The 24,453-nt window shown below is 64.5% G+C and carries 27 protein-coding genes; 17 read left to right on the top strand and 10 right to left on the bottom strand.

Annotated features, from left to right (window positions below):
* Positions 1-29 precede the first annotated feature (29 nt).
* From ACODSR_RS10115 to ACODSR_RS10135, 5 genes are all read left to right on the top strand, one after another.
* Positions 30-218, top strand: coding sequence for a hypothetical protein (locus tag ACODSR_RS10115; RefSeq protein WP_489076073.1), 189 nt, complete (start codon positions 30-32; stop codon positions 216-218).
* Positions 219-223: 5 nt separating this feature from the next.
* On the top strand, positions 224-2,035 hold the full coding sequence (locus ACODSR_RS10120) for a hypothetical protein (RefSeq protein ID WP_489076075.1): 1,812 nt from the start codon (positions 224-226) through the stop codon (positions 2,033-2,035).
* On the top strand, positions 2,035-2,964 hold the full coding sequence (locus tag ACODSR_RS10125; RefSeq protein WP_489076077.1) for a tyrosine recombinase: 930 nt from the start codon (positions 2,035-2,037) through the stop codon (positions 2,962-2,964). The genes ACODSR_RS10120 and ACODSR_RS10125 overlap by 1 nt, the downstream gene beginning before the upstream one ends.
* 11 nt (positions 2,965-2,975) lie before the next feature.
* Positions 2,976-3,920 carry an acetyl-CoA carboxylase carboxyltransferase subunit alpha gene (locus tag ACODSR_RS10130; RefSeq protein ID WP_489076079.1) on the top strand — a complete coding sequence of 315 codons (945 nt, stop codon included), beginning with the start codon at positions 2,976-2,978 and terminating at the stop codon, positions 3,918-3,920.
* A 71-nt stretch (positions 3,921-3,991) separates the two neighbouring features.
* Positions 3,992-5,470: a M48 family metalloprotease gene (locus ACODSR_RS10135; RefSeq protein WP_489076081.1), complete on the top strand. Its 1,479-nt coding sequence runs from the start codon at positions 3,992-3,994 to the stop codon at positions 5,468-5,470.
* 214 nt (positions 5,471-5,684) lie between these two features.
* Here the strand turns inward: ACODSR_RS10135 and ACODSR_RS10140 are convergent, their stop codons facing one another.
* Both ACODSR_RS10140 and ACODSR_RS10145 read right to left on the bottom strand, forming a co-directional pair.
* Entirely contained in the window at positions 5,685-5,846 is a 162-nt protein-coding gene (locus ACODSR_RS10140) for a Flp family type IVb pilin (protein WP_056687935.1), read from the bottom strand.
* 138 nt (positions 5,847-5,984) lie between these two features.
* A complete protein-coding gene (locus ACODSR_RS10145; RefSeq protein WP_489076083.1) occupies positions 5,985-6,170 on the bottom strand; it encodes a Flp family type IVb pilin in 186 nt (61 codons plus the stop codon).
* Between the two features lie 81 nt (positions 6,171-6,251).
* Here ACODSR_RS10145 and ACODSR_RS10150 point away from each other — a divergent pair, with 81 nt between their 5' ends.
* On the top strand, positions 6,252-6,659 hold the full coding sequence (locus ACODSR_RS10150; RefSeq protein WP_489076085.1) for a (deoxy)nucleoside triphosphate pyrophosphohydrolase: 408 nt from the start codon (positions 6,252-6,254) through the stop codon (positions 6,657-6,659).
* Positions 6,660-6,881: 222 nt separating this feature from the next.
* On the opposite strand, the gene bfr is transcribed toward ACODSR_RS10150, so the two are convergent.
* The 3 genes from bfr to ACODSR_RS10165 form a co-directional block, all read right to left on the bottom strand.
* Entirely contained in the window at positions 6,882-7,361 is a 480-nt protein-coding gene (gene bfr, locus ACODSR_RS10155) for a bacterioferritin (protein WP_119745522.1), read from the bottom strand.
* A gap of 149 nt (positions 7,362-7,510) precedes the next feature.
* On the bottom strand, positions 7,511-7,681 hold the full coding sequence (locus ACODSR_RS10160) for a (2Fe-2S)-binding protein (RefSeq protein ID WP_006954746.1): 171 nt from the start codon (positions 7,679-7,681) through the stop codon (positions 7,511-7,513).
* Between the two features lie 58 nt (positions 7,682-7,739).
* Positions 7,740-8,978 carry a DUF418 domain-containing protein gene (locus ACODSR_RS10165; protein WP_489076088.1) on the bottom strand — a complete coding sequence of 413 codons (1,239 nt, stop codon included), beginning with the start codon at positions 8,976-8,978 and terminating at the stop codon, positions 7,740-7,742.
* A 58-nt stretch (positions 8,979-9,036) separates the two neighbouring features.
* Between ACODSR_RS10165 and ACODSR_RS10170 the strand changes: the two genes are divergently transcribed.
* Positions 9,037-9,819: a methyltransferase domain-containing protein gene (locus tag ACODSR_RS10170; protein ID WP_489076199.1), complete on the top strand. Its 783-nt coding sequence runs from the start codon at positions 9,037-9,039 to the stop codon at positions 9,817-9,819.
* Positions 9,820-9,931: 112 nt separating this feature from the next.
* On the opposite strand, the gene ACODSR_RS10175 is transcribed toward ACODSR_RS10170, so the two are convergent.
* The 3 genes from ACODSR_RS10175 to ACODSR_RS10185 all read right to left on the bottom strand — a co-directional run bounded on the left by ACODSR_RS10175 (position 9,932) and on the right by ACODSR_RS10185 (position 13,309).
* Positions 9,932-10,336: a hypothetical protein gene (locus ACODSR_RS10175; RefSeq protein ID WP_489076090.1), complete on the bottom strand. Its 405-nt coding sequence runs from the start codon at positions 10,334-10,336 to the stop codon at positions 9,932-9,934.
* A 195-nt stretch (positions 10,337-10,531) separates the two neighbouring features.
* On the bottom strand, positions 10,532-12,721 hold the full coding sequence (purL, locus tag ACODSR_RS10180) for a phosphoribosylformylglycinamidine synthase subunit PurL (protein WP_489076092.1): 2,190 nt from the start codon (positions 12,719-12,721) through the stop codon (positions 10,532-10,534).
* A gap of 207 nt (positions 12,722-12,928) precedes the next feature.
* Positions 12,929-13,309: a hypothetical protein gene (locus ACODSR_RS10185; RefSeq protein ID WP_489076094.1), complete on the bottom strand. Its 381-nt coding sequence runs from the start codon at positions 13,307-13,309 to the stop codon at positions 12,929-12,931.
* A gap of 168 nt (positions 13,310-13,477) precedes the next feature.
* Between ACODSR_RS10185 and ACODSR_RS10190 the strand changes: the two genes are divergently transcribed.
* The 6 genes from ACODSR_RS10190 to ACODSR_RS10215 all read left to right on the top strand — a co-directional run bounded on the left by ACODSR_RS10190 (position 13,478) and on the right by ACODSR_RS10215 (position 17,915).
* Positions 13,478-13,750, top strand: coding sequence for an exodeoxyribonuclease VII small subunit (locus ACODSR_RS10190; RefSeq protein ID WP_489076096.1), 273 nt, complete (start codon positions 13,478-13,480; stop codon positions 13,748-13,750).
* A gap of 5 nt (positions 13,751-13,755) precedes the next feature.
* Entirely contained in the window at positions 13,756-14,670 is a 915-nt protein-coding gene (locus ACODSR_RS10195) for a polyprenyl synthetase family protein (protein WP_489076098.1), read from the top strand.
* A 5-nt stretch (positions 14,671-14,675) separates the two neighbouring features.
* The gene (gene coaD / locus ACODSR_RS10200; protein WP_489076100.1) at positions 14,676-15,188 is read left to right on the top strand and encodes a pantetheine-phosphate adenylyltransferase; all 513 of its coding nucleotides are present in this window, start codon (positions 14,676-14,678) and stop codon (positions 15,186-15,188) included.
* Between the two features lie 216 nt (positions 15,189-15,404).
* A complete protein-coding gene (locus ACODSR_RS10205) occupies positions 15,405-16,115 on the top strand; it encodes a peptidylprolyl isomerase (protein WP_489076102.1) in 711 nt (236 codons plus the stop codon).
* A gap of 156 nt (positions 16,116-16,271) precedes the next feature.
* Positions 16,272-17,303 (top strand): tRNA preQ1(34) S-adenosylmethionine ribosyltransferase-isomerase QueA, encoded by a 1,032-nt coding sequence (gene queA / locus ACODSR_RS10210; RefSeq protein ID WP_489076104.1) that lies wholly within the window; start codon positions 16,272-16,274, stop codon positions 17,301-17,303.
* A gap of 33 nt (positions 17,304-17,336) precedes the next feature.
* On the top strand, positions 17,337-17,915 hold the full coding sequence (locus tag ACODSR_RS10215) for a TetR/AcrR family transcriptional regulator (RefSeq protein ID WP_489076106.1): 579 nt from the start codon (positions 17,337-17,339) through the stop codon (positions 17,913-17,915).
* Here ACODSR_RS10215 and ACODSR_RS10220 read toward each other — a convergent pair.
* On the bottom strand, positions 17,912-18,799 hold the full coding sequence (locus tag ACODSR_RS10220) for a LysR family transcriptional regulator (RefSeq protein ID WP_489076108.1): 888 nt from the start codon (positions 18,797-18,799) through the stop codon (positions 17,912-17,914). The two genes, ACODSR_RS10215 and ACODSR_RS10220, sit on opposite strands and share 4 nt — an antisense overlap.
* A gap of 101 nt (positions 18,800-18,900) precedes the next feature.
* On the opposite strand from ACODSR_RS10220, the gene ACODSR_RS10225 reads away from it, so the two are divergent.
* Genes ACODSR_RS10225 through fghA form a run of 3 tightly spaced genes read left to right on the top strand, consistent with a single transcriptional unit; the run spans position 18,901 to position 21,316 of the window.
* Complete coding sequence (locus ACODSR_RS10225) at positions 18,901-20,010, top strand: S-(hydroxymethyl)glutathione dehydrogenase/class III alcohol dehydrogenase (protein ID WP_489076110.1); 1,110 nt, start codon at positions 18,901-18,903, stop codon at positions 20,008-20,010.
* A gap of 14 nt (positions 20,011-20,024) precedes the next feature.
* On the top strand, positions 20,025-20,408 hold the full coding sequence (locus ACODSR_RS10230; RefSeq protein WP_489076112.1) for a VOC family protein: 384 nt from the start codon (positions 20,025-20,027) through the stop codon (positions 20,406-20,408).
* A gap of 5 nt (positions 20,409-20,413) precedes the next feature.
* Entirely contained in the window at positions 20,414-21,316 is a 903-nt protein-coding gene (fghA, locus tag ACODSR_RS10235; protein WP_489076114.1) for an S-formylglutathione hydrolase, read from the top strand.
* Between the two features lie 90 nt (positions 21,317-21,406).
* On the opposite strand, the gene ilvD is transcribed toward fghA, so the two are convergent.
* Positions 21,407-23,254, bottom strand: a complete 1,848-nt coding sequence (gene ilvD / locus ACODSR_RS10240) for a dihydroxy-acid dehydratase (RefSeq protein WP_489076116.1) — start codon at positions 23,252-23,254, stop codon at positions 21,407-21,409.
* Between the two features lie 319 nt (positions 23,255-23,573).
* Between ilvD and ACODSR_RS10245 the strand changes: the two genes are divergently transcribed.
* Complete coding sequence (locus ACODSR_RS10245; protein ID WP_489076118.1) at positions 23,574-24,449, top strand: LysR family transcriptional regulator; 876 nt, start codon at positions 23,574-23,576, stop codon at positions 24,447-24,449.
* Positions 24,450-24,453 lie beyond the last annotated feature (4 nt).

Genomic DNA, 24,453 nt, shown 5'->3' on the forward strand with positions numbered 1-24,453 from the left:
GATGGCGGGACCAGCCGTAGCAAGGACTCATGAAGAACAACCGCAATTTCAGCAGTTTTGAGGGCGCTGGCCGCCGTCGTGGTACGCGCCTGCCGATCCTGCCCATCGTCCTGGTGGTGCTGGTCGTTGCGCTGCTGGCCTTCCTGTGGTCGCGCGGCGGCGAACAACCGCAGCAGCGTGTCGAAAAGGTCATCCCCGCCGAGAAGCTGGGCCAGTAAAGCCCATGCGCAGGTCCGGGGGTAAGGCGAAATGGGCGCTGGGCAGCTTTGCGCTGGCACTGGCGCTGCCGGTCGTGGCTCAACAGGCGCCTGAATCGCTGTTGCCACCCGGCTTTGGCGATGCGCCCGAAGCGCCTGCGCCAACGCCCGCGCGCCCTGCGCTGGGATCAACGCCGGGTGTCGTGCCTGCCCCGTCGCTCAATCCCGCGACCCCGCCCGATCTGGCGCTGTTGCCACCGACGGCGGCCAATGCGGCCGAAGAAGAATTGACGCCCGAAGAGCTGGCGGCGCAGAAGGCGAAATATGACCTGCCCGATACGGCGCGCCGGTCGCTGGATCGCATCGGCCCGCTGACGCCCGCCACGCGCGGGATGGAGCCGAACGCTTTTGGCAGGGAGTCGGGCAAATATCTGGCCACTTTGATGCAGCAGACCCATGCGCCGATCATGTCGCGCTGGGCCGCGATCCTGTTGCGGCGGACGTTGCTGTCGGCGGTCGACACGCCACGCGACATTGACGGGGCGGACTGGGCAGCGGAGCGCGCCTGGCTGTTGCTGCGCATGGGTGAGGCGGACAGCGCGCGGATGATGGTGCAGAGCGTCGATCCCGACCGCTATTCCCCGCGCCTCTATGCCATTGCGATGCAGACCTATCTGGCAAGCGCCGACCCCGCCGGGCTATGTCCGCTGTCTGAGGGTGCGCTGCGCTTCAGCAAGGAGCCGGGCTGGGACATGATGCGGGCGATCTGCCCGGCATTGTCGGGCGATCAGGGATCGGCCAGCGGCGCGCTCAACCAGGCGCAGCGGCGCGGCGTGGTGCGCGGGATCGACTATCGGCTGGCGGAAAAGGTGGTCGGCACCGGCTTCAATGCGCGCCGGTCGGTGAAGATCGAGTGGGACGGGGTCGACAAGCTGACCGCCTGGCGCTTTGGTCTGGCGACGGCGCTGAATGTCGAGATTCCCGATACGCTCTATGGCACGGTCGGGTCGCATGTGCGGGCGTGGGAAGCGCGTGCGCCCGCGCTGGCAGCGGTGCGGCGGCGGCCTGCGGCGGAGATTGCGGCGCGGCTGGGGGTGTTTTCCAACGCCGCGCTGGTCGGTTTCTACAGCCAGTTGGCGGCCGATGGCGATGCCCCGGCGGAGGTCGTCGACCGGATCGACGCGCTGCGCACCGCTTATGCCGGGGCGACGGTGGGCGAACGGATCGGCGCGATGCAGACATGGTGGCAGGATGGCGCGCGGCCCGACTATGTCGGGCTGATCGCGACCGCGCGGGCGGCGGCGGCCCTGCCCGTGGCGCAGGCCGATGCGCGCGACGCGGCCAATCTGGTCGCGGCGATGATGACCGCTGGTTATGATCGCAACGCGGCGCGCTGGGCGCGGGCGCTGGGGCAGTTGAACGGCGATGGCGCGGCGCAATTTTGGGGCCTGCTGGCGGTCGGGGCGCCAAGCCCGGTGGTGGACATCAACGAAGGCCGGGTATCGACCTATGTTGGCGAGGCCGGGCCGGAGAAGGGCCGGATGCTGATCGCGGCGCTGGCGGGTCTGGCGCGGCTGTCGGCTGATGATGCGGCCAGTCTGGCGCAGGATAATGGCGTGAACCTTGCCGCCAACAGCCGCTGGGCGCGCGCGATCGGCGCGGCGGCGCAGCAGGGCGAAAAGGGTACGGTCGCTTTGCTGGCGGCGGTCGGGATGCAGGGCAGCGACTGGAACCGCCTGCCGCCGGGACATCTCTATCATGTCGTCGCCGCGCTGCATCGCGTCGGGCTGGACCCCGAAGCGCGGATGATCGCGGCGGAGGCGATCACGCGGCTCTGATGGGCGACGATGATGCCCTGATCGACCGCTTTCTGGAAATGATGGCGGCGGAGCGGGGCGCGTCGCGCAACACGTTGCTGGCCTATCGCGCCGACCTGAACGGTGCCGCCACGCTGATCGGCGGGCTGGCCGGGGCGAGCAAGGAGGCGCTGGGCAGGCTGGTGGGCGAATGGGCAACGCTGGCGGCATCGTCCGTGGCGCGCAAGGCGTCGGCGCTGCGGGCCTTTTACGGATTTCTGGAAGAAGAAGGGCTGCGGGCGGACAATCCCGCCAGCGCGCTGCCGCGCCCGGTGATGCGGCGGCCCTTGCCCAAGATATTGTCGGGGGCCGAAGTCGATATGCTGTTCGCGCTGATCGCCGAGCGGCTGGCGGTGGCGCATCCTGCCCCCGGCGACCTGCGGCTGTCGGCGCTGATCGAGCTGCTTTATGGCTCCGGGCTGCGCGCGACCGAACTGGTGTCGCTGCCGCGCCGGGCGCTGGCGGCGGATCGGCCCTTCCTGATCCTGAAAGGCAAGGGCGGGCGTGAGCGGCTGGTGCCGATTTCCGACCGGGCGCGGGCGGCGGTGGCGACCTGGCTGACGCATGTGCCGCCGGATAGCGCATGGCTGTTTCCGTCGGGGAAAAGTTACCTCAGCCGCATCCGGCTTTATCAGATCGTCAAGGCGCTGGCGGGGGCGGCGGGGATCGCGCCCGAACGGGTCAGCCCGCATGTGCTGCGCCACGCCTTTGCCACCCATTTGCTGGAGGGCGGCGCGGATCTGCGCGCGCTCCAGTCGATGCTGGGCCATGCCGACATTGGCACGACGCAAATCTATACCCATGTCGACAGCCGACGACTGGTCGAACTGGTCAATAGCCGCCATCCATTGGGGCAGATGGTGCCGAAAATGCCGCAGCCGCGCGTTGACGACGACGCATCATCGCCCTAACGCCATGCGCCATGGTCAGCTTTCTGGAATTTGAAAAGCCCGTTGCCGAACTGGAAGCGCGCATTGTCGAACTGCGCGCCACTGCCAGCGGTGGTGACATCAATATTGACGGCGAGATTGCGACGCTGGAAGCGCGCGCGGCGAAGATGCTGGGCGACACCTATGCCAAGCTGACGCCCTGGCAAAAGACGCAGGTGGCGCGCCACCCCGAACGCCCGCACTTCAAGGATTATGTCGCGGGCATGTTTGATAATTTTCTTCCCTTGGCGGGCGACCGCGCCTTTGCCGACGATCAGGCGATATTGGGCGGCTTTGCGACGCTGGGCGATCGGCGGGTGATGGTGATCGGCCATGAGAAGGGCGACGATACCGCCAGCCGGGTGCGCCATAATTTCGGCATGGCCAAGCCGGAGGGGTATCGCAAGGCGATCCGCCTGATGGAACTGGCCGACCGGTTCGGGCTGCCAGTGGTGACTCTGGTGGATACGTCGGGCGCTTTCCCCGGCGTGCAGGCCGAAGAGCGCGGGCAGGCCGAAGCGATTGCGCGGTCGACCGAGGCGTGCCTGAAGCTGGGTGTGCCGATGGTGGCTGCAGTGGTCGGCGAAGGCGGGTCGGGCGGCGCGATCGCGCTGGCGGCGGCCAATCGGGTGCTGATGTTCGAACATGCGGTCTATTCGGTGATTTCGCCCGAAGGCTGCGCGTCGATCCTGTGGCGCACCGCCGACAAGGCCAGCGACGCGGCGACGGCGATGCAGGTGACGGCGCAGCATCTGAAAAATCTGGGCGTCATCGACACGATCGTGCGGGAACCGGTGGGCGGGGCGCATCGCGATCCCGTCGAAGCGATTGCCAGCCTGGGTGCGGCGATAGAGGCGGAACTGGCGGCGTTGGACGGCATGGACGCCCAGGCGCTGCGCACCGACCGGGCGGACAAATTTCTCGCGATCGGGGCCTGACGGACGCTTGACGGGGAACGCTCCGGCCCCTCTTCTCGTTACGATGAGGTAACAGAGGTGGAGGTTAGGGGATGAACTGGAAATTGTCGCTGGCGTGCGCCGGTGTGGGTATGGCCGCGCTGGTGGCTGCGCCTGCCGTCATCGGCCAGCAGCGCGCGATACGGACCGTGTCGTCGATCAGCGCGCAGGATAAGGCTACAGGCGCGAAGCAGCATCCTGAACTGCTCAAGGAATTTGGTGGTCCCTATGCCGGACCGCAGGCGCGCTATGTTGAGAGTGTCGGACGCCGCATTGCGGTGCAATCGGGTCTCTCCAACGCGCAGAGCGATTTTACCGTCAGCCTGCTCAATTCGCCGGTCAACAACGCTTTCGCCATTCCGGGCGGCTATGTCTATGTCACCCGTCAGTTGATGGCTCTGATGAATGACGAAGCGGAACTGGCCGGCGTGCTGGGGCATGAAGTGGGCCATGTCGCGGCGCGCCATGGCCAGCGGCGGCAACAGGCGGCGCAGCGCAACGCGATTGGCGGGGCTTTGCTGGGCGTGCTGACGGGGGCGTTGCTGGGCGATTCGGGTTTTGCGGGGCTGATCCAGAAGGGGATTGGCACGGGCAGCCAACTGCTGACGCTGCGCTTTTCTCGCACGCAGGAATATGAGGCGGACGATCTGGGTATCCGTTATCTGGCGTCGGGCGGTTATGATCCGCGCGCGCTGTCGGGGATGCTGGCGTCGCTGGCGGCGCAGAGCAGTCTGGATGCGCGCGTCGCGGGCAGTGCGCGCACGATGCCGGAATGGGCCAGCACCCATCCCGACCCCGCTTCCCGCGTCGCGCGCGCGGCCAAAGGCGCAGGGGTCAGCGGATCGAAGAGCGTCGTGCGCAACCGGGACGCCTTCCTCAACGCGCTCGATGGGCTGCTCTATGGCGACGATCCACGACAGGGCGTGATCGAGGGTAATCGCTTTCGCCATCCCGACCTGCGCCTGACCTTCACCGCGCCGACCGGCTTTGGCATGGAAAATGGCGTGGACGCGGTGTCGGTGACCGGATCGGGCGGGCAGGCGCAATTTGGCGCGGCACCCTATTCCGGCAATCTGGCGGCCTATATCGACAGCGTCTTTGCCAAGCTGGGTGGCGCGAATGGCGGCGTGCCGGAGGGCGAGGTGCGGCGGGCTACCGTGAACGGCCTGCCTGCCGCGTGGCGCACGGTCCGCGCAAACAGCCAGTCGGGCGCGGTCGATGCGACTGTTTTCGCTTATGATTTTGGCGGCGGCAAAGCCTATCACTTCCTGCTGCTGACGGCGGCGGGGCAGGGCATCGGCCCGTTCAATGCGATGGTGCAGTCGGTCCAGCGTCTCTCACCGCAGGAAGCTACCGCGATCAAGCCGCGCCGGGTCGATGTTGTGACGGTGAAGGCGGGCGATACGGTCCAGTCGCTCAGCCGCCGCATGGCCTATAGCGATTATCAGCTTGAGCGATTTCTGACGATCAATGCGCTGGCGGCCAATGCGTCACTGCGGCCGGGGCAGCGGGTGAAGATCGTGACCTGGTGAGACTCCTTTGAAAAATGCGCGAAAGGGCGCATTTTTAGAGCCGCACCGGCCCGCTCCCCCACCCGGCCACCCATATGATACTGACGTTGGCTGGCCGGATGGGGGAGCGAGCCGGTGCGGAATGGATGTGCGATGGCACATTCTCCGACGTCATCACACGAAAAGGGGCGGCGAAGTTGCCTTCGCCGCCCCCTGATTCGACAGTGTGTCGGGCTTACTTGAGGTTGCCCGAAACATTGTTGAAGGTGCTGCCGAGCTTCGTGCCCAGGCTGGTCATCGCGCCAATGGCGGCGACAGCGATCAGAGCCGCGATCAGGCCATATTCAATGGCGGTCGCGCCCTTTTCGTTCTTCAGCATCTTACGGATGAACTGCATGTTAGGTCTCCTTGTCTTGAAACTGCGTTTAACTACCCGGCCGCCCCGCTTGAATGAATGTGGTCAGCAAGGATTGGATTAGAGCAGGTCAGTTGAAAAACTGTTAATAGGGGTCAGGCCGCTGTCAGATATTGATGGTTAATGAGCTGTTACTTCATTGGACACGTTGTTCCACATGCCGGTCGTCTTGTTGGCTACGTTGGTCAGCGCCGTGATCATGGCCAGAACGACCATGGCGATGATGAGTCCATATTCGACCGCGGTCGCACCACGTTCGCATCGCGTAAGGCCCAGGCGGGCGATGATTTCGATGATCCCGCGCATACGGTCCCCAGTTCACTACAGACAGTCCCAGACAGACCTGTAAAAGACCCACGGTTAACAAAGCCCTTTCATTGGACCTTTATGGACAGTTTTTCGCCTTTGCTGGTGGTGGCCGCCGCCCTGATCGATGCGGATGGCCGCGTTCTGGTGCAGCAACGGCCACCAGGCAGATCAATGGCTGGGCTGTGGGAGTTTCCGGGCGGCAAGCTGGAGCCGGGCGAAACGCCCGAAGCGGCGCTGATCCGCGAACTGGAGGAGGAACTGGGCATCCGTACCCATGCCAGTTGCCTGGCACCCGCGACCTTTGCCAGCGAAGCGCTGGGCGACAGGCATCTGCTGCTGCTGCTTTATGTCTGCCGGAAATGGGAAGGGGTGGCGCAGGCGCGCCATGCCACGGCGCTGCAATGGGTGCGCCCGGCGCAGATGTATGGGCTGGACATGCCGCCCGCCGACCTGCCGCTGATCGGGATATTGGAAGCATTGCTATAGGCGGCGCATGCTGTGATTATGCCGCGTCGGCATCTGCATACGACATTCCATCATCCGCCACCGTCATGCTGAATTTATTTCAGCATCCATTTCCCGTCGCAAACAACTGCTTGATCGGGCGAAATGGACCCTGAAACAAGTTCAGGGTGACGATGAAGGAAGGGATGGTTTTTATACACGACAGCCCCGCCCACAAAGCGGAGGAGTCGTAATAATTCTATTTCAGCCCTCGGCTGGCTTGCTCTGGAGCTGGATATAATTTTGGATGCCCATGCGCTCGATCATCTCGAACTGGGTTTCCAGCGTGTCGATATGCTCTTCCTCGCTTTCGAGGATGTACTGGAACAGGTCGCGGGTCACATAGTCGCGGATCGATTCGCAATAGGCGATGCCGTCCTTGAGCGGGGGCAGCGCTTCATATTCGAGCGCGAGGTCGGCTTTCAATATTTCCTCGACCGTTTCGCCGATCTTGAGGCGGCCGAGCAACTGGAAATTGGGCAGGCCGTCGAGGAAGAGGATGCGCTCCGCCAACTTGTCGGCGTGCTTCATCTCGTCGATCGATTCCTCATATTCGAACTTGGCGAGCTTTTCGACGCCCCAGTGATTGAGGATACGATAGTGGAGGAAATATTGGTTGATCGCGGTCAGCTCATTTTTGAGCACCTCGTTCAGATAGTCGATGACCTTCGGGTCGCCTTTCATGGCGGATACTCCGGCTGGGGGAAACACCGCCGGACCATAGGCTTTTGGAATGCTGCTGTTAAGCTGAAAAGCCTTGATATTCCGCCATTTTTATCGCGCGCTATTGCGTCGGCTTCGCGAGTCTTTCGTGCGGATGATTTGCAGTCTTGTCAGGCCGATGCGCGCTCTGCGGCGATGATCGTGCGGGCGAAGGGGACGCACTGGCCGCATTTGGGACGGTGGCCAAAGCGGGCATAGGCGCTGCACGGCGTATCCGCGCCGTCGCGCACGGCTTCCTTCAGATCCTTCTCACGAATGGCATTGCAGATACAGACGACCATCGAGACACTCTCCTGTTGGGAGAGAGATAGCGCAGATGATAATAGGTCGCAATAGTAATCAGCTGCTCTTGCGAATCTTTTGCGGTTGGCCTCGGATCAGGCTGCGCCAGAGCCATTCCGCCGGGCCAAGCGCGAATCGCGACAGCCAGAGCGGCGACCAGAGCAGCATCAACCCCCACGCCCCCAGGACGAAGGGTAGCAGAAGGGCGGGGCGGACATGGCCGAACAGACCCAGCCCCCAGCCGTAGAAGAGCGCCGTCATCAGCAGGCTGGACCCCAGATAATTGCTGAGCGCCATGCGTCCGGTGGCGCAGAGGCGCGCGACCAGCGGATGATCGCGATGGCGCGCGAGCAGCCACAGGATCAGCGCTGCCCAGCCGACCGCCAGCGGGATGCGGAAGGGGAAGGACCAGAGCAGCACGGTGCCGAAAGCAGGCAGCGGGGCAAAGCCGCTGGCGATGATCCAGATGGCAAGGCCTATCATCGCCGGCAGGCCGATGAGGAAGCAATGGCGCGCGGTGCGCCAATATTGATCGGCAGGCCAGCGTCCGGTGAGGAAGCCGCCTTTCAGCATCGCCATGCCGAGCAGCATGAAGCCCAGCACGTCGAGGCCGGTGAACAGGAAACCCCAGAGCCATTCGCCGGGGAAGGATGCGAGCTTGTGCGCCAGGATCGCGCCGAAGCCGCCCCGATAGGTGGCGAGTTCCGCCTGGACGCCGGGGCTGGCTGGGTCGGCCATCGTGCCCATGAAGGTGGCAAAACCATCGCGCGTGGCGGCGCTGGCGTCGGGGAGCGCGGCGGCATGACCCCAGGCGTAGAGGCTGGCGATGAAGGCGGCGCAGAGCAGGAAGTGAGACAAGAAGATCAGGAAGGCGCTCTTGACCAGCGCCATCGGTTCCTGCCGCACGAATTGCAGCGCGACAAGGCTGACGATCGCATAGATCGCCAAAATGTCGCCCCACCAAAGCAGCAGATAATGGGTCATGCCGATGACCAGCAGCCAGCCAGCGCGGATCATCTGGCTGCGGCGACCGTCGCGCCCGGCCATCTCCTCCCGGTCGATCAGCAGCAGCATCGACGCGCCGAACAGCATGGCGAACAGGCCGCGCATCTTGCCGTCGAACAGGATCAGGCTGCTCAGCCAGAAGGCGATGTCGCCGGTGCCGAGCGACCCCGATGCCGCCGGGTTGAAATAGGCCGACTGCGGCAGGGCAAAGGCGGTGATGTTCATCCACAGGATGCCCATCACCGCGCAGCCGCGCAGCACGTCCATGGCGGGGATGCGGGGGGATGTCATGGGAGCCATCCATGAAGGGGACTGGTCAGCGGCGCAAGCCTCTGCCAAGGCGCTAGCCATGATTGATGGCTCCAGGCAATGGCGCAAGCAACGGATCAGCGACGCCTTCGGCGCGGCGGCGGCGCATTATGACGACCATGCCGGGCCGCAGCGGCAGGCCGCCGCGCTGGTGGCGGAGTTGGCCCAGCGGCAAAAGCCCGACGGGGTGACACGGATATTGGAGATTGGCTGCGGCACCGGATTCCTGACGCGCGACGTGCAGGCGCGCTGGCCGGGGGCGGAGATGGTGGTGACCGACCTGTCGCCGGGGATGCTGGAACAGGCGGCGTCGCACGGCCATGTCGCCGGCCGTTTCCTGACGATGGACGGGGAAGCGCCGATATTCGACGGGCCGTGGTTCGACCTGATTGTGTCCAGCCTGGCGTTTCAATGGTTCGATGATCTGGGCAGCGGAATATCGCGGCTGGCGGGGCTGTTGCGGCCGGGCGGGAGCCTGATCTTCTCGACCATGGGGCAGGGGAGTTTCGCGCGCTGGCGGGCGGCGCACGCGCGATGCGGGCTGGTGGCGGGGGTGCCGGATTATCCGACGCTGGACGGGCTGCGCGCGATGCTGGCGGGCTTTGGCGATGCGTTCGCCTTTGACGAGGATTATGCGCTCGATTGCGGCGGCGCACGCGGACTGATCGCGCATTTGCGCGGGATTGGCGCGGTGGTGCCGGGCGAAGGGCGCGTGCCGCTATCGCCGGGCGATTTGCGGCGGGTGATGGCGGCGTTCGAGGCCGAGGGCGGCGGGGACGGCTATCAGGTGCTGTTCGCGCGGGTGACGCGCGGGGCGGCATAGAGCGACGGGATTTTCGGGTAAATTCCCCAACATCCGTTCGTTTCGAGCGAAGTCGAGAAACAGTGATGCGCGGTTTCTCGACTTCGCTCGAAACGAACGGGCAACGGGATAGTCAGCGGGCTGATTTGCGGATCATCAGTTTGAGGCCCGACCAGATGGCGTCGATGGCGCAGACCTTGACGTCGACCAGATCGGTTGCGGGCAGGATGACGGCGCGGATCACATCTTCGGTGATGTCGGTCGGCACCTTCGATGCCTTTTTGGGCCAGCTGATCCACAGGAAGCCGGTGGGGGCGAGCAGCGGGCGGAGCGCGGCGATCTTCGCGGTCATCTCGGCGCGGTCGGTGACGAAGATATGGGCGGCGTCGATCGGCGCTTGCGGGTGGGGCAGGCGGATGACGCCGGAGTCGGCCAGTTCGGTTTCCACGGATGCGGGCATGGCGTCCCACCAGGCGCGCAGGCCGGGTTTGAGGCTGAGTTTTTTGGGCAGAGGGGTGGTGGAGTAGCCGGTGGTCATGAGGCTTTGCTCCTTTAAGGATTTGTCCCCGTCTATATAACCATCTTTGTCATTCCCGCGAAGGCGGGAATCCAGCTTTCGTTACGCGATTGGATTGGCGCGTGGTGCGACCAAGCAGCACCAATGACACCAACCTACGGGTCGATAGTTGGGTCCCCGCCGGCGCGGGGACGACGGGGGTTTGTGGGCTTGGGGTTAGAGTTCGCTGTCCATCAGCTTGGGGAAGAAGCCTTCATGCGCGGCGCGCAGGTCGGTGAGGGGGATGCCCGCGACTTCCAGTCCGCCGGTGGTGCCGATGCGGACAGCGCCCGGAATGTCGACGCCTTGTGGCGCAGCCACGACGTACCGACCCTGATCTTCACCAAAGGCGGAAGCCGTGGTGAGGGCGGTGTCGAGTTTTGCGCCGATCTTGCCCGCCAGCGCCATTTCCGCGATCGTGACGATCAGGCCGCCGTCGGCAACATCATGCACGGCGTTGACGGTGCCTGCCGCGACCAGCGCGCGGATCGTATCGGCATTGGTGCGCTCGGCGGTCAGATCGACCTTGGGCGCTTCGCCCGCTTCACGTCCGGCGATTTCGCGCAGCCAGATCGACTGGCCCAGATGCGTGCCCAAAGCCCCTTCTGGCCCGCCGATCAGCCAAATGGCGTCGCCTTCATTCTTAAACGCCACCGTCGCCATCCCATCGACATCCGCCAGCAGCCCGATCCCGCCAATCGCGGGCGTCGGCAAAATCGCGCTGCCGCCGCCGGTGGCCTTGCTCTCATTATAGAGCGATACGTTGCCGCTCACGATCGGGAAGTCCAAGGCGCGGCAGGCGTCGCCCATGCCGTCGAGGCAGCCGGTGAGCTGGGCCATGATTTCGGGGCGCTGGGGGTTGGCGAAGTTGAGGCAGTTGGTGACGGCCAAGGGGGTCGCGCCGACCGCGCTCAGGTTGCGATAGCATTCGGCGATCGCCTGCTTGCCGCCTTCATAGGGGTCGGCATAGCAATAGCGCGGGGTGCAATCGGTGCTGATCGCGATGCCCTTGTTCGATCCATGGACGCGGACGACAGCCGCGTCGCCGCCAGGGCGCTGGACGGTGTCGGCCCCGACCATATGATCATATTGTTCCCAGATCCAGCGGCGGCTGGCGATGTCGGGGCTGCCCATGAGTTTGAGCAGGTCCGCGCCGATGTCGGTGCTTTCGGGAATGTCGCCCAGCGGCTTCACCCCGGCCCAGACTTTATAGTCCTCCACCGGCATCGATGGGCGGTCATAGAGCGGGGCGTCGTCGGCCAGCGGGGCCAGCGGAATGTCGCACACGGTTTCGCCATGATGGACCAGGACCATGCGGCCCGTGTCGGTGACGGTGCCGATCACTGCGAAATCCAGTTCCCATTTGTGGAAAATGGCTTCGGCAAAGGCTTCGCGGCCGGGTTTCAGCACCATCAACATGCGCTCCTGCGATTCGGAGAGCATCATTTCATAGGCGGTCATGCCAGTTTCGCGCTGCGGCACCGCGTCCATGTTAAGCAACAGGCCGACGCCGCCCTTGGACGCCATTTCGACGCTGGAGGAGGTCAGGCCCGCCGCGCCCATATCCTGAATGGCGACGATGGCGTCGGACGCCATGAGTTCAAGGCACGCCTCGATCAGCAGCTTTTCGGTGAAGGGGTCACCGACCTGCACGGTGGGGCGCTTGGCGTCGGCATCGTCGCCGAAATCGGCGCTGGCCATGGTCGCGCCATGGATGCCGTCGCGGCCTGTCTTGGAGCCGACATAGACGATGCTATTGCCCACGCCGGACGCTGCCGAATAGAAAATCTTGTCGGTGTCGGCGATGCCCACGGTCATGGCGTTGACCAGGATATTGCCGTCATAGGCGGGGTGAAAGTTGACTTCGCCGCCGACCGTGGGCACGCCGACGCAATTGCCATAGCCGCCAATGCCGCGCACCACGCCGCTGATCAGGTGGCGCATCTTGGGGTGATCGGGCCGACCGAAGCGCAGCGCGTTCATGTTGGCGATGGGACGCGCGCCCATGGTGAACACGTCGCGCAGGATGCCGCCAACCCCGGTGGCTGCACCCTGATAGGGTTCGATATAGCTGGGGTGGTTGTGGCTCTCCATCTTGAAGATGGCGGCCTGCCCATCGCCTATATCCACGACGCCGGCATTTTCGCCGGGGCCGCAAATGACCTGCGGGCCGGAGGTCGGCAGCTTCATTAGGTGGATTTTGGAGCTTTTATAGCTGCAATGCTCCGACCACATGACCGAGAATATGCCCAGTTCCGTGAGGTTTGGCTCGCGACCGATGGCCTTTAGGACGCGGTCATATTCTTCCGGGCTGAGGCCATGTTCGGCGACGATTTCCGGGGTGATGTGGGGAGCGGTGCTGGACATGAGCGCGCCTTTAGCGGGGCCAAGCGGGATTCACAATGGTGGGTGTTGGATGCTGTCGATGGCGTCGAACCCCCTCTTCCAACTTCGCCTAGCCAGCAAGCTGGCAAGGCTGCGTATCCTTCTCCCCATCGGGGAGAAGGTGGGGTAAGAAAAAGGCCGGACCTTTTGGGAAGGTCCGGCCTGGAGCAAGAATAGGCTGCGCGCGTCTTAGACGTGGCAGGCCTGTGCGCCCTTGCCGGGCACGGTGATGGTGACGTCGTCGCCCGAACCGCTGACTTCAAAGCCTTCGGCGGTGAAGGGCTGGCCGACTTCGGCGGCCTTGAGCGTGGTCGCCGTGCCGCCCTTTTCGGTGCGCAACTGGGCCGTCTTGTCGTCGCTCATATAGTCGACGAAGATCAGGCTGTTATCCTTGCAACGATACTGCTTGTTGGCCTTGACCGACGGCGGCAGCTCGACCGGCGCGGCATTGGCCAGCTCGGCAGCCATCGGATCGGCAGGGCCGCCCACGACTTCGGGTTCGTCATTCTTGTTGCAGGCGCTCAGCAGGCTGAGCGAGGCAACGGCGATAAGGGGGAGATAAAATTTCATAGCGGTCCTTCTATGTGCACCTGCAACATGCTGCGTCAACGCAAAACTGCCCATAATCCACCATCGCTATCTTATGACGTCATGACGGCACGATGACAGTCATGAAAGCCGGCACGAAAGCCGGTGTGATGGCTTGACCGGGGCGGCGGCGGCGGTCAATGCAGGGACATGGCAGACGATAGCAGCACGGCCCCCTCCAATTCGGCCCCCGATCCAGCAACGCTCTCGTTCGAGGACGCCCTGCGCGCGCTCGAAACGATCGTGCGGCGGCTTGAAAGCGGCGACGTGCCGCTCGACGAGTCGATCTCGCTCTATGCGCAGGGTGAGGAATTGCGCAAGCGCTGCACCGAGCGGCTGGCGGCGGCTGAAGCGCGGATCGCCAAGCTGACGATCGACGCCAATGGCGCTGTGACCGGCGCGCAGCCGTTCGGCACGGAGTGAGCGGCATGACCGGGGGAGAGGCGGCCTCCGCAGGGGCATTGGTGACGGCGCGCGCGGCGGAAGTCGCGGCGGCGATCGACACTGCGTTCGACCATCTGCTGAGCGTGCCGGACGATCCACGGGCGCGGCTTTATGAAGCGATGCGCCATGCCGCGATCGGCGGGGGCAAAAGGTTGCGGCCATTGCTGGTGCAGGCGACCAGCGACCTGTTCCATTTGTCGCGCGAATCGGCCTTGCGGGTCGGCCTGGCGATCGAGTGCATCCATGTCTATTCGCTGGTGCATGACGATCTGCCCGCGATGGACGATGACGACATGCGCCGGGGCAAGCCGACCGTTCACAAGGCGTTTGACGAGGCGACGGCGATATTGGCGGGCGATTGCCTGCACGATCTGGCGTTCCAGATATTGTCCGACGAGGATACCCATCCCGACCCGTTCGTGCGGATCGAACTGGTGCGCGCGCTGGCGCTGGCCAGTGGCCCGGCTGGCATGGCGGGCGGGCAGATGATGGACCTGGAGGCGGAACATGCAAGGTTTGACCTGGCCACCGTCACCCGGCTGCAAAATCTCAAGACCGGGGCGCTGATCGCCTTTTGCGTTGATGCCGCCGCGATCATGGCGCGGATCCCGGCGGACGCACGCAAGGGGCTGCATGGCTATGCGCGCGACATTGGCCTCTCGTTCCAGATTGCCGACGATCTGCTGGACGTAGAGGGCGACGCGGCGCTGGCGGGCAAGGCGCTGGGCAAGGATGCGGCGGCGGGCAAGGAGACGTTCGTGTCGCTGCTGGGCGTTGATCGGGCGCGGGCGCAGGCGCATATGCTGGTCGATCAGGCCAAGGCGCATCTGCATGGCTATGGCGTCGAGGCGGACCTGCTGCGCGCCATTGCCGACTATATCGTGGAGAGGGATCGCTAAAAAGCATGAGCAAGCAGCGCATCGGTGTCTATCCCGGCACATTCGATCCCATCACATTGGGGCATATGGACATCATCCGGCGCGGCGCGAAGCTGGTCGACCGGCTGGTCATCGGGGTGACCACCAATATCAGTAAGTCGCCCATGTTCAGCGATGAAGAGCGGCTGGAAATGGTGCGGCGCGAATGTGCCGGGATCGACGCGGACATCGTGGTCGTCGGTTTCAATTCGCTGCTGATGGACTTTGCCGAATCGCAGGGGGCCACCGTCATCATTCGCGGGCTGCGCGCGGTGGCGGACTTTGAATATGAATATCAGATGGCGGGGATGAACCAGCAGATTAATGCCCGTGTCGAGACCGTGTTTCTGATGGCTGACGTGTGCCTGCAACCGATCGCGTCGCGGCTGGTCAAGGAAATCGCGCTTTATGGCGGGCCAATCCATAAATTTGTGGGGCCAGTGGTGCGCGACGAGGTGGTGGCGCGGGTGGAGAAGATCGGGCGCAAGGGTAGCGTGTAGAGTCTTTGTTGGAGAACCGCACCAGCCCACACCCCCACCCGACCGCCCAACATTATGATGCCGTGGGCGGTCGGGTGGGGGTGTGGGCTGGTGCGGCGTAAAATGCGCTCTTTTGCGCATTTTCAAACAGACTCTTCCCCGCTCAGCCTGCGTTCAGTTGCCAATCGCGATCAGCGCGCTATCAGGACGGCCAAGATATTGAGGAAAGTAAGTCCCATGCGTTTCACCTGCGCGCTCAAGACCGTGGCGATCGGCATCGCCCTTACCGCGTCCGGCCTGGCCTATGCCCAGGGCGGCGGCAGCAAGGGCGACGATATGAAGAAGGCGGAGGCCGCGGCGCGGGCGGCGGAAAATGCCAAGTCGCTGGGCGGCGACCTGACCCCCAAGCTGCCGCCGGCGGTGGTGCCGGCCGATCCGCAGAATATCTGGGACCTGGACCTGTCGAGCGGCGGGCGGGTGCGCATCCAGCTGCGCCCCGACATCGCGCCCGGCCATGTCGAGCGGATCAAGGAGCTGACGCGGCAGGGTTTCTATAACGGCCTGAAATTCCATCGCGTCATCCCCGGCTTCATGGCGCAGGGCGGCGATCCCAAGGGCGATGGCACCGGCGGTTCGACTTTGCCGGACCTGAAGGCGGAGTTTAACCCGATGCCGCATCTGCGCGGCACCGTGTCGATGGCGCGCGCGCAGGGGGAGGATAGCGCCAACAGCCAGTTCTTCATCGTGCTGCTGCCGCGGATGCAGCTCGACAAGAAATATACCGTGTTCGGCCGGGTGATCGAGGGCATGAACTATGTCGACGCGATCGCGCAGGGTGAGCCGCCCGCCAACCCGACCGTGATTTTGCAGGCCTCGATCGAGAGCGACGGCAAGCCGCCCGTGACGGCGCCGGTCGTGCCGTCGATCATTGGCGGGGCGACGAAGTAGTCCATCATCGGCATCCTCCCCTTGTAGAGGAGGTGTCTGGCGCAGCCAGACGGAGGGGTGTCGCCCTTTCGATAGCGGGACACCCCTCCGTCATCGCTTCGCGATGCCACCTCCCCTTGCAGGGGAGGATCACATCAGGCGGGACGCATAAGATCCATGCGCGTAGACCTTTTCGATTTTGACCTGCCGCCGGAGAATATCGCGCTGCGGCCCGCGTCGCCGCGCGATAGTGCGCGGCTGTTGCTGGTGCCGGGCGAGGGCGAATTTGCCGATTTGAGCGTCCGTGACCTGCCGTCGCTGCTGCGGGCGGGCGATGTGCTGGTGTTCAACGACACGCGCGTCATTCCCGCCCAGCTGGAGGGGATGCGCGGCAATGCGCGGATCGGCGCGACGCTGCACAAAAGGCTGGGGCTGCGCCAGTGGCAGGCATTCTTGCGCAATGCCAAGCGGGTACGGGACGGTGAGCGGATCGATTTTGGCGCGGGCGTGACCGCCATTGCCGGGCCGCGCGACGATGATGGCGGGGTGACGCTGCGTTTTGAGGGCGAAGAGCCGGTGGAGGTGCTGCTGGAGCGGGCGGGGCGGATGCCGTTGCCGCCCTATATCGCCAGCAAGCGCCCGACCGACGAACGCGACCGGGCCGATTATCAGACGATGTTCGCGCGGGAGGATGGCGCGGTGGCAGCGCCGACGGCTGCGCTGCATTTTACCCCGGAACTGATGGCGGCGCTGGCGGAAAGGGGCATCGCGACCGAGACGCTGACGCTGCATGTGGGCGCTGGGACGTTTCTGCCGGTCAAGGCGGACGATACCGATGACCACCGGATGCACGCCGAATGGGGGCGGATCGAGGCGGCGACGGCGGATCGGCTGAACGCCGCGCGGGCGGCGGGCGGGCGGCTGATCGCGGTCGGCACCACCAGCCTGCGCCTGCTGGAAAGCGCGGCTGGAGAGGACGGGATCATTCGCGCCTTTGCCGACGAGACCCGCATTTTCATCACGCCGGGCTACCGGTTCCGGGCGATTGACGGGCTGATGACCAATTTCCATCTGCCCAAATCGACCTTGTTCATGCTGGTGTCGGCGTTGATGGGGACGGATCGGATGCGGGCGGCCTATGATCATGCGATCGGGTCGGGCTATCGATTTTACAGCTATGGCGACAGTTCGCTGCTGTTGCCCGGATGATCCGGCGCGCATTTCTGTGCTAGGCGGGGCGTCATGAGCAAGCAGGCAGCAAGCGACGACACTGTGCGATCGCGGCGCGACGAGATACTCGTGGTCGCGGCACAATTGTTCGCGCGCAAGGGCTATCGCGGCACGTCGATGCGCGACATTGGCGAGGCGTCCGGGGTTCTGGGCGGGTCGCTCTATCACCATATCAAGTCCAAGGACGCGCTGTTCGTCGAACTGCATAATGGTGCGCTGGACGCGGCGGAGGCGCGGATCGCAGCGGCGGTGGCGGACGTGGTTGATCCCTGGGAGAGGCTGGAGGCGGCGTGCGTGGCGCTGCTGGAGGTGCAACTGGCGCCCGATTCGCTGACGATGCCGATGATGAATGATTTTCGCGAGGTGCCTGATGTTGTGCGTGTCGAGCTGGTGGCGCGGCGCGACCGGTTTGAGGGGCTGTTCCGGGCGATCGTGGCGGATCTGCCTTTGCCCGCCGCGATTGACCGGTCCGTCTATCGCAACCTGCTCCTGTCGCAGCTCAATGCGGCGGCGGACTGGTTCCGCCCCGGTCGCCTCAGCCCGCATGAGATTGCCATACAGATAGCGCGGCTGTTCCGGCACGAGGGTTAATCCCGCCGCGCCAGCGCCACGGGCAATTCGCTGCGCAACAGGTCGAGCAGGCCCGTAATCTTGGGCAGCAGATGGCGGCGCTGGGGATAGACGGCCCAGATGGGTTCATCCTCCATCGCGAAATCGGCCAGCAGCGGCACGAGCGCACCCGACGCGATATGGGGCAGGACGTAAAATTCGGGCAGCTGGCATATGCCCATGCCCGCCACCGCCGCCTGCGCCACCGCCGCGCCGCTGTTGCAGCGCCAGCGGCCGCGCGGGCGGATGGTCTCGATCCGGCCCCAGGAGCGGAACTGCCAGCTGGTCGCTGTGCCGATCAGGCAGTCGTGATGGGCCAGATCGGCAATGGCGTTGGGCGTGCCGTGCGCGGCGAGATAGGCAGGCGCGGCGCAGGTGTAGAGGGTGCGGGACGCGATGCGGGTGCCGATCAGGCGGCTGTCGGCCAGCGTGCCGGTGCGGATCGCCATGTCATAGCCTTCGCCGATCAGGTCCACGATGCGGTTGGTCAGATCGATCGTGACAGTGAGTTTGACATAGCGCGCGGCAAATTCGCGGACGATGGGGGCGATGAAGCGTTCGCCCATCGCGGTCGAGCAGGTGATGCGCAGGTCGCCCTGCGGCTCCGCGCCTTCGCTGATCAGCGCGATGGCCTCGTCTCGTTCGGTGACGATGCGGCTGCAATGATCGTAGAAGAGGCGGCCCGTGTCGGTCAGCCGCACGGTGCGGGTGGTGCGGTGGAATAGCGGGCGCTGCACCCGGTTTTCCAGCGCGGCGATGGCGCGGCTCATATGGGTGGTGGAGAGGCCCAGCGCATCGGCCCCGCCCTTGAAGCTGCCGGTGGTCGCCACGGCGACAAATTCGTCGATCCCATCCCAGCCGCGCATGGATTATCCCTCATGTGAAATAATGAATTGCAAAAATCCTTCCTTATCGCGCGGGTGGGATATTGCTAGGGCAGGGCAGCATCATATCAGGAGCCTTTCCCATGAAAACCCGCGCCGCCGTCGCCTTTGAAGCCAAGAAGCCGCTGGAGATTGTCGAAGTCGATCTGGAAGGGCCGAAGGCGGGCGAAGTGCTGGTCGAAATCATGGCGACCGGCATCTGCCATACCGACGCCTATACGCTCGACGGGTTCGACAGTGAGGGCATTTTCCCGTCGATCCTGGGGCATGAAGGCGCGGGGATCGTGCGCGAAGTCGGGCCGGGTGTCACCAGCGTGGCGGTGGGCGACCATGTCATCCCGCTCTACACGCCCGAATGTCGCCAATGCAAAAGCTGCCTGAGTGGCAAGACCAACCTGTGCACCGCGATCCGCGCGACCCAGGGCAAGGGGCTGATGCCCGACGGCACGACCCGGTTCAGCTATAAGGGGCAGCCGATCTTTCACTATATGGGCTGTTCGACCTTCTCCAACTTCACCGTGCTGCCCGAAATCGCGGTCGCGAAGATCCGCGAGGACGCGCCGTTCGACAAGAGCTGCTATATCGGTTGCGGCGTGACCACCGGCGTGGGCGCGGTGGTGAACAGCGCCAAGGTGACGCCGGGGTCCAACGTCATCATCTTCGGGCTGGGCGGCATTGGCCTGAATGTCATTCAGGGCGCAAAGCTGGTCGGCGCGGACATGATCATCGGCGTCGATATCAACGACAGCAAGGAAGAATGGGGCCGCCGGTTCGGCATGACCCACTTCGTCAATCCCAACAAGGTGGAGGGCGACATCGTCCAGCATCTGGTCGCGCTGACCGATGGCGGGGCGGACTATACGTTCGATTGCACCGGCAATACCGGGGTGATGCGCACCGCGCTGGAGGCGTGCCATCGCGGCTGGGGTGAGAGCATCATCATCGGCGTCGCCGAAGCGGGCAAGGAAATCAGCACCCGCCCGTTCCAGCTGGTCACTGGCCGGGTGTGGAAGGGCAGCGCGTTCGGCGGGGCGAAGGGGCGGACCGACGTACCCAAGATCGTCGACTGGTATATGAACGGCAAGATCGAGATCGACCCGATGATCACCCATGTGCTGAGCCTGGAGGAGATCAACAAGGGGTTCGATCTGATGCACGCGGGCGAGAGCATCCGTTCGGTCGTTGTGTTCTGATGGAAGGGCGTTCCATGTTTACCCATGTCTATTTCGGGGCGAACGACATCGACAAGGCGCGCGCCTTTTGGGACGCAGCGCTGGGTGCGCTGGGCTATGCCGCTGCGCCCTATCCCAACGGGTTCGTCTATCCGTCCGACAGTGGGGCGGTGGTGGTGGCCAAGCCCGCCGATGGCGGGCTGGCTACCTGCGCCAATGGCCATACGCTTGGCTTTGCGGCGAAAAGCTATGCCGAGGTTGATGCCTTCCATGACGGCGGCGTTGCGGCGGGCGGCACAAGCGAAGGCGTGCCGGGATTCCGGCCCAATTCACCCGGCAATATGTATGGCGCCTATCTGCGCGACCCTGACGGCAACAAGATTTGCGCCTATGCGCCCAATGTCGGTCCAAAGGATTGAGCGCCATGGAGACGGTTTCGGAAAATCGCGCCTTTGGCGGGGTGCAGGGCGTGTATCGCCATGCGTCGGCCAGCACCGGCACGGACATGGTCTTTTCCGTGTTCGTGCCGCCGCATGAGGCGGGGGCGAAGCTGCCGGTGGTCTGGTATCTGTCCGGGCTGACCTGCACCCATGCCAATGTGACCGAAAAGGGCGAGTTCCGGGCGATCTGCGCGGAACTGGGGCTGATCTTCGTTGCGCCCGATACGTCGCCGCGAGGCGAGGGCGTGGCGGATGATCCGCAAGGCGCCTATGATTTCGGGCTGGGCGCGGGCTTTTACGTCGATGCGACGGAAGCGCCCTTCGCGACCCATTACAGGATGTGGTCCTATGTGACCGAGGAACTGCCTGCGCTGATCGCGGCGGCATTTCCGGCGGACATGGCGCGGCAGTCGATCATGGGCCATTCGATGGGCGGGCATGGGGCGCTGACCATCGGGCTGACTTATCCTGAGCGTTTCAGCGCGGTGTCGGCCTTCGCGCCGATCGTTGCGCCATCACAGGTGCCGTGGGGGCAGAAGGCGCTGGGCGGCTATCTGGGCGACGACACAGCGGCATGGCGCAAGCATGATGCGGTCGCGCTGATCGAGGATGGCGCGCGGGTCAGTGCGCTGCTGGTCGATCAGGGCGGGGCGGATGCGTTTCTGGAGAAGGAATTGCAGCCGGACTTATTGCGCGCGGCGTGCACGGCAGCGGGGATCGACCTGACGCTGAATGTGCGTGAGGGCTATGACCATAGCTATTATTTCATCTCGACCTTCATGGAGGCGCATTTGCGCTGGCATAGGGAAAGGTTGACGAAGAATCCTCCCCTGCAAGGGGAGGTGGATGGCCGCAGGCCAGACGGAGGGGTGTCGCTCTCTCGATAGGGTGACACCCCTCCACCATTCGCTTCGCGAACGGTCCCCTTCAACAGAGTCACGTGCCTCTGTTGAACCTTGCAGGGGAGGAATTTTGCGTCATTCGATCTGGCTGACGTCCTGCACCGCGCCTTTGGCGGCGTTGGTGGTCATGGCGGCGTAAGCGCGCAGGGCGGGGGAGACTTCGCGTTTGCGGCCAAAGGGCTTCCACGCCTTGACGCCCATCTTTTCCATTTCGGCGCGGCGTTCGGCCAGCACGGCGTCGTCCAGGTCCAGCTTGATGACGCGATTGGGAATGTCGATGACGATCGGGTCGCCCGTCTGGACGAGGGCGATGAGGCCGCCTTCGGCGGCTTCGGGGGAGACATGGCCGATCGAGAGGCCCGACGTGCCGCCGGAGAAGCGTCCGTCGGTGATGAGGGCGCATGCCTTGCCCAGCCCTTTCGATTTCAGATAGCTGGTCGGGTAGAGCATTTCCTGCATGCCCGGCCCGCCCTTTGGCCCTTCATAGCGGATGACGACGACGTCGCCGGCCTTGACTTCATTGCCCAAAATGCCCGCGACAGAAGCGTCCTGGCTTTCATAGACGCGCGCGGTGCCGTGGAAGGTCAGGATCGAATCATCGACGCCCGCTGTCTTGACGATGCAGCCTTCGGGCGCGAGGTTGCCGTAGAGGACGGCGAGGCCGCCATCCTTGGAGAAGGGATGTTCGGCGGAGCGGATCACGCCCTTTTCACGGTCGATGTCGAGGTCCTCCCAGCGGGCGGACTGGCTGAACGCGGTCTGGGTAGGTACGCCGCCGGGGGCGGCGCGGAAGAAGTTGCGGACCTCTTCGCTATTGGTGCGGCCAATGTCCCAGCGGGCCAGCGCAGCCGCCATGGTGGGGGCGTGGACGGTGGGGAGCGAGGTATCGACCAGCCCCGCGCGCTCCAGTTCGCCCAATATCGCCATGATGCCACCGGCGCGGTGGACATCCTCCATATGCACGTCCTGCTTGGCGGGTGCGACCTTGCATAGGCAGGGGACGCGGCGGGACAGGCGATCAATGTCGGCCATGGTGAAATCGACCCCGCCTTCATGCGCGGCGGCGAGGAGGTGGAGGACGGTGTTGGTGGAGCCGCCCATGGCGATGTCCAGGCTCATGGCGTTTTCAAACGCGGCGAAGCTGGCGATGGTGCGCGGCAGGGCAGTTGCGTCATCCTGTTCATACCAGCGCTTGGCGAGATCGACGATGACATGGCCCGCTTCGCGGAACAGGCGTTCGCGGTCCGAATGGGTGGCCAATGTCGATCCGTTGCCGGGCAGCGAGAGGCCGAGCGCTTCGGTGAGGCAGTTCATCGAATTGGCGGTGAACATGCCAGAGCAGCTGCCGCAAGTGGGGCAGGCAGAGCGTTCGATGGTCTGGACTTCTTCGTCGGTATAGCTTTCGTCGGCGGCGACGACCATGGCATCGACCAGGTCGAGCGCCACTTCCTTGCCGCGCATCACGACCTTGCCCGCCTCCATCGGCCCGCCGGAGACGAACACGGCGGGGATGTTGAGGCGCATCGCGGCCATCAACATGCCCGGCGTGATCTTGTCGCAGTTGGAGATGCAGACCATCGCGTCGGCGCAATGGGCGTTGACCATATATTCGACGCTGTCGGCAATAAGGTCCCGGCTGGGCAGCGAATAGAGCATCCCGCCATGGCCCATGGCGATGCCGTCATCGACCGCGATGGTGTTGAATTCCTTGGCGACGCCGCCCGCCGCCTCGATTTCGCGCGCGACCAGCTGGCCCAGGTCTTTGAGGTGAACATGGCCCGGCACGAACTGGGTGAAGCTGTTGACGACGGCGATGATCGGCTTGCCGAAATCCTCATCCTTCATGCCCGTCGCGCGCCACAGGCCGCGCGCCCCCGCCATGTTGCGGCCATGGGTGGTGGTTCTGGAGCGATAGGCCGGCATGGTCAGTGTCCCTTTGATTATGTCTTTGCGATCATGTGTTTTACAAACCCTGCGCCAAGATTCTTCCCCTGCAAGGGGAGGGGGACCGCGCCCGCAGGGCGTGGTGGAGGGGTGTCGCCCTATCGTGAGGGTGACACCCCTCCGTCTGGCCTTTGGCCAGCCACCTCCCCTGCAAGGGGAGGATGGGCTTGGTCCAATAGGCCAATGGCGGCTTTGTAAATGACATAATCGCCTATGTCTCTATGCGCGGTTTACACCGCTTGGGATTGGGTGTGAAATATATTATTGATGGCCTATTAGGTCGCAGGAAATATGAAATATGGACATTCGCCAGTTGCGGCATTTTGTCACGGTCGCCGATACGCTGCATTTCGGGCAGGCGGCGGAGCGGCTGCGCATGACCCAGCCGCCGCTGAGCCAGTCGATCCTGATGCTGGAGCGTGAACTGGGTGCGGCCCTGTTTGCGCGGACCAAGCGGCGGGTGGCGCTGACCCCGTTCGGGGCGCAATGGCTGGAGCAGGTGCGCCCGGCGATCGCGGCGATCGACGCGCTGCCCGAAACGGCGCGGCAGTTGCGGGAGGGGCGGGCGGGGCATCTGGCCTTGTCCTTCGTCAGCACCGCCGATTATAGCGTGCTGCCCGCGCTGGTGCGCCGCTATGCGGCGCTGTTCCCGCAGGTCGAAATCCGCCTGACCGAGGCGACCAGCGATGTGCAGATACCCGCCTTGCTGGCGGGGCAGGCCCATGCGGGCATATTGATCCCGCCTGCTGACACGCCTTTGCCGCCGGAACTTTGTTACCGCCGGTTGATCCGCGAGCCGCTGGTCGCGGCGCTGCCGGAGCAATGGGTCGAGGCGGGAACGATCGACGCGGAGGCCATCGTGTCTTTGCCGCTGATCCTGTTCCCGCGCGCGGTGGCGGCTGCCTTTCACGATCTGGTCACCGGCTATTATGCGGCGCGGGGCGGGCAGGCCAATATCGTGCAGCAGGCGATCCAGATGCAGACGATCATCAGTCTGGTGTCGGCGGGGCTGGGGATTGCGCTGGTCCCGGCATCGCTGCGCAATCTGGCGCGGGCGGGGGTGGTCTATGCCGATCTGGGCGATGCGCCGATGCTGGAGACGGGGCTGGCGTGGCGGCGCGATGATGAGACGCCGACGTTGCGCCAGTTTCTGGAACTGGCGCAGGCTGGGTGATGGG

This window comes from Sphingobium sp. FG125 (assembly GCF_057809795.1).

What these genes read in the sequence shown, in the direction of transcription:
- ACODSR_RS10160 (WP_006954746.1), bottom strand. Translation starts at nt 7,681, where the DNA reads ATGGTCGTCTGTATCTGCAATGCCATTCGTGAGAAGGATCTGAAGGAA.
- ilvD (WP_489076116.1), bottom strand. Translation starts at nt 23,254, where the DNA reads ATGCCGGCCTATCGCTCCAGAACCACCACCCATGGCCGCAACATGGCG.
- ACODSR_RS10220 (WP_489076108.1), bottom strand. Translation starts at nt 18,799, where the DNA reads ATGCGCGGCTGGGATGGGATCGACGAATTTGTCGCCGTGGCGACCACC.
- bfr (WP_119745522.1), bottom strand. Translation starts at nt 7,361, where the DNA reads ATGAAAGGCGACCCGAAGGTCATCGACTATCTGAACGAGGTGCTCAAA.
- ACODSR_RS10230 (WP_489076112.1), top strand. Translation starts at nt 20,025, where the DNA reads ATGTTTACCCATGTCTATTTCGGGGCGAACGACATCGACAAGGCGCGC.
- ACODSR_RS10205 (WP_489076102.1), top strand. Translation starts at nt 15,405, where the DNA reads ATGCGTTTCACCTGCGCGCTCAAGACCGTGGCGATCGGCATCGCCCTT.
- ACODSR_RS10125 (WP_489076077.1), top strand. Translation starts at nt 2,035, where the DNA reads ATGGGCGACGATGATGCCCTGATCGACCGCTTTCTGGAAATGATGGCG.
- ACODSR_RS10225 (WP_489076110.1), top strand. Translation starts at nt 18,901, where the DNA reads ATGAAAACCCGCGCCGCCGTCGCCTTTGAAGCCAAGAAGCCGCTGGAG.
- fghA (WP_489076114.1), top strand. Translation starts at nt 20,414, where the DNA reads ATGGAGACGGTTTCGGAAAATCGCGCCTTTGGCGGGGTGCAGGGCGTG.
- purL (WP_489076092.1), bottom strand. Translation starts at nt 12,721, where the DNA reads ATGTCCAGCACCGCTCCCCACATCACCCCGGAAATCGTCGCCGAACAT.
- ACODSR_RS10150 (WP_489076085.1), top strand. Translation starts at nt 6,252, where the DNA reads ATGGACAGTTTTTCGCCTTTGCTGGTGGTGGCCGCCGCCCTGATCGAT.
- ACODSR_RS10215 (WP_489076106.1), top strand. Translation starts at nt 17,337, where the DNA reads ATGAGCAAGCAGGCAGCAAGCGACGACACTGTGCGATCGCGGCGCGAC.
- ACODSR_RS10135 (WP_489076081.1), top strand. Translation starts at nt 3,992, where the DNA reads ATGAACTGGAAATTGTCGCTGGCGTGCGCCGGTGTGGGTATGGCCGCG.
- ACODSR_RS10130 (WP_489076079.1), top strand. Translation starts at nt 2,976, where the DNA reads ATGGTCAGCTTTCTGGAATTTGAAAAGCCCGTTGCCGAACTGGAAGCG.
- ACODSR_RS10190 (WP_489076096.1), top strand. Translation starts at nt 13,478, where the DNA reads ATGGCAGACGATAGCAGCACGGCCCCCTCCAATTCGGCCCCCGATCCA.
- queA (WP_489076104.1), top strand. Translation starts at nt 16,272, where the DNA reads ATGCGCGTAGACCTTTTCGATTTTGACCTGCCGCCGGAGAATATCGCG.
- ACODSR_RS10115 (WP_489076073.1), top strand. Translation starts at nt 30, where the DNA reads ATGAAGAACAACCGCAATTTCAGCAGTTTTGAGGGCGCTGGCCGCCGT.
- ACODSR_RS10140 (WP_056687935.1), bottom strand. Translation starts at nt 5,846, where the DNA reads ATGCAGTTCATCCGTAAGATGCTGAAGAACGAAAAGGGCGCGACCGCC.
- ACODSR_RS10145 (WP_489076083.1), bottom strand. Translation starts at nt 6,170, where the DNA reads ATGCGCGGGATCATCGAAATCATCGCCCGCCTGGGCCTTACGCGATGC.
- ACODSR_RS10175 (WP_489076090.1), bottom strand. Translation starts at nt 10,336, where the DNA reads ATGACCACCGGCTACTCCACCACCCCTCTGCCCAAAAAACTCAGCCTC.
- ACODSR_RS10185 (WP_489076094.1), bottom strand. Translation starts at nt 13,309, where the DNA reads ATGAAATTTTATCTCCCCCTTATCGCCGTTGCCTCGCTCAGCCTGCTG.
- ACODSR_RS10120 (WP_489076075.1), top strand. Translation starts at nt 224, where the DNA reads ATGCGCAGGTCCGGGGGTAAGGCGAAATGGGCGCTGGGCAGCTTTGCG.
- ACODSR_RS10165 (WP_489076088.1), bottom strand. Translation starts at nt 8,978, where the DNA reads ATGACATCCCCCCGCATCCCCGCCATGGACGTGCTGCGCGGCTGCGCG.
- ACODSR_RS10245 (WP_489076118.1), top strand. Translation starts at nt 23,574, where the DNA reads ATGGACATTCGCCAGTTGCGGCATTTTGTCACGGTCGCCGATACGCTG.
- ACODSR_RS10195 (WP_489076098.1), top strand. Translation starts at nt 13,756, where the DNA reads ATGACCGGGGGAGAGGCGGCCTCCGCAGGGGCATTGGTGACGGCGCGC.
- ACODSR_RS10170 (WP_489076199.1), top strand. Translation starts at nt 9,037, where the DNA reads ATGATTGATGGCTCCAGGCAATGGCGCAAGCAACGGATCAGCGACGCC.
- coaD (WP_489076100.1), top strand. Translation starts at nt 14,676, where the DNA reads ATGAGCAAGCAGCGCATCGGTGTCTATCCCGGCACATTCGATCCCATC.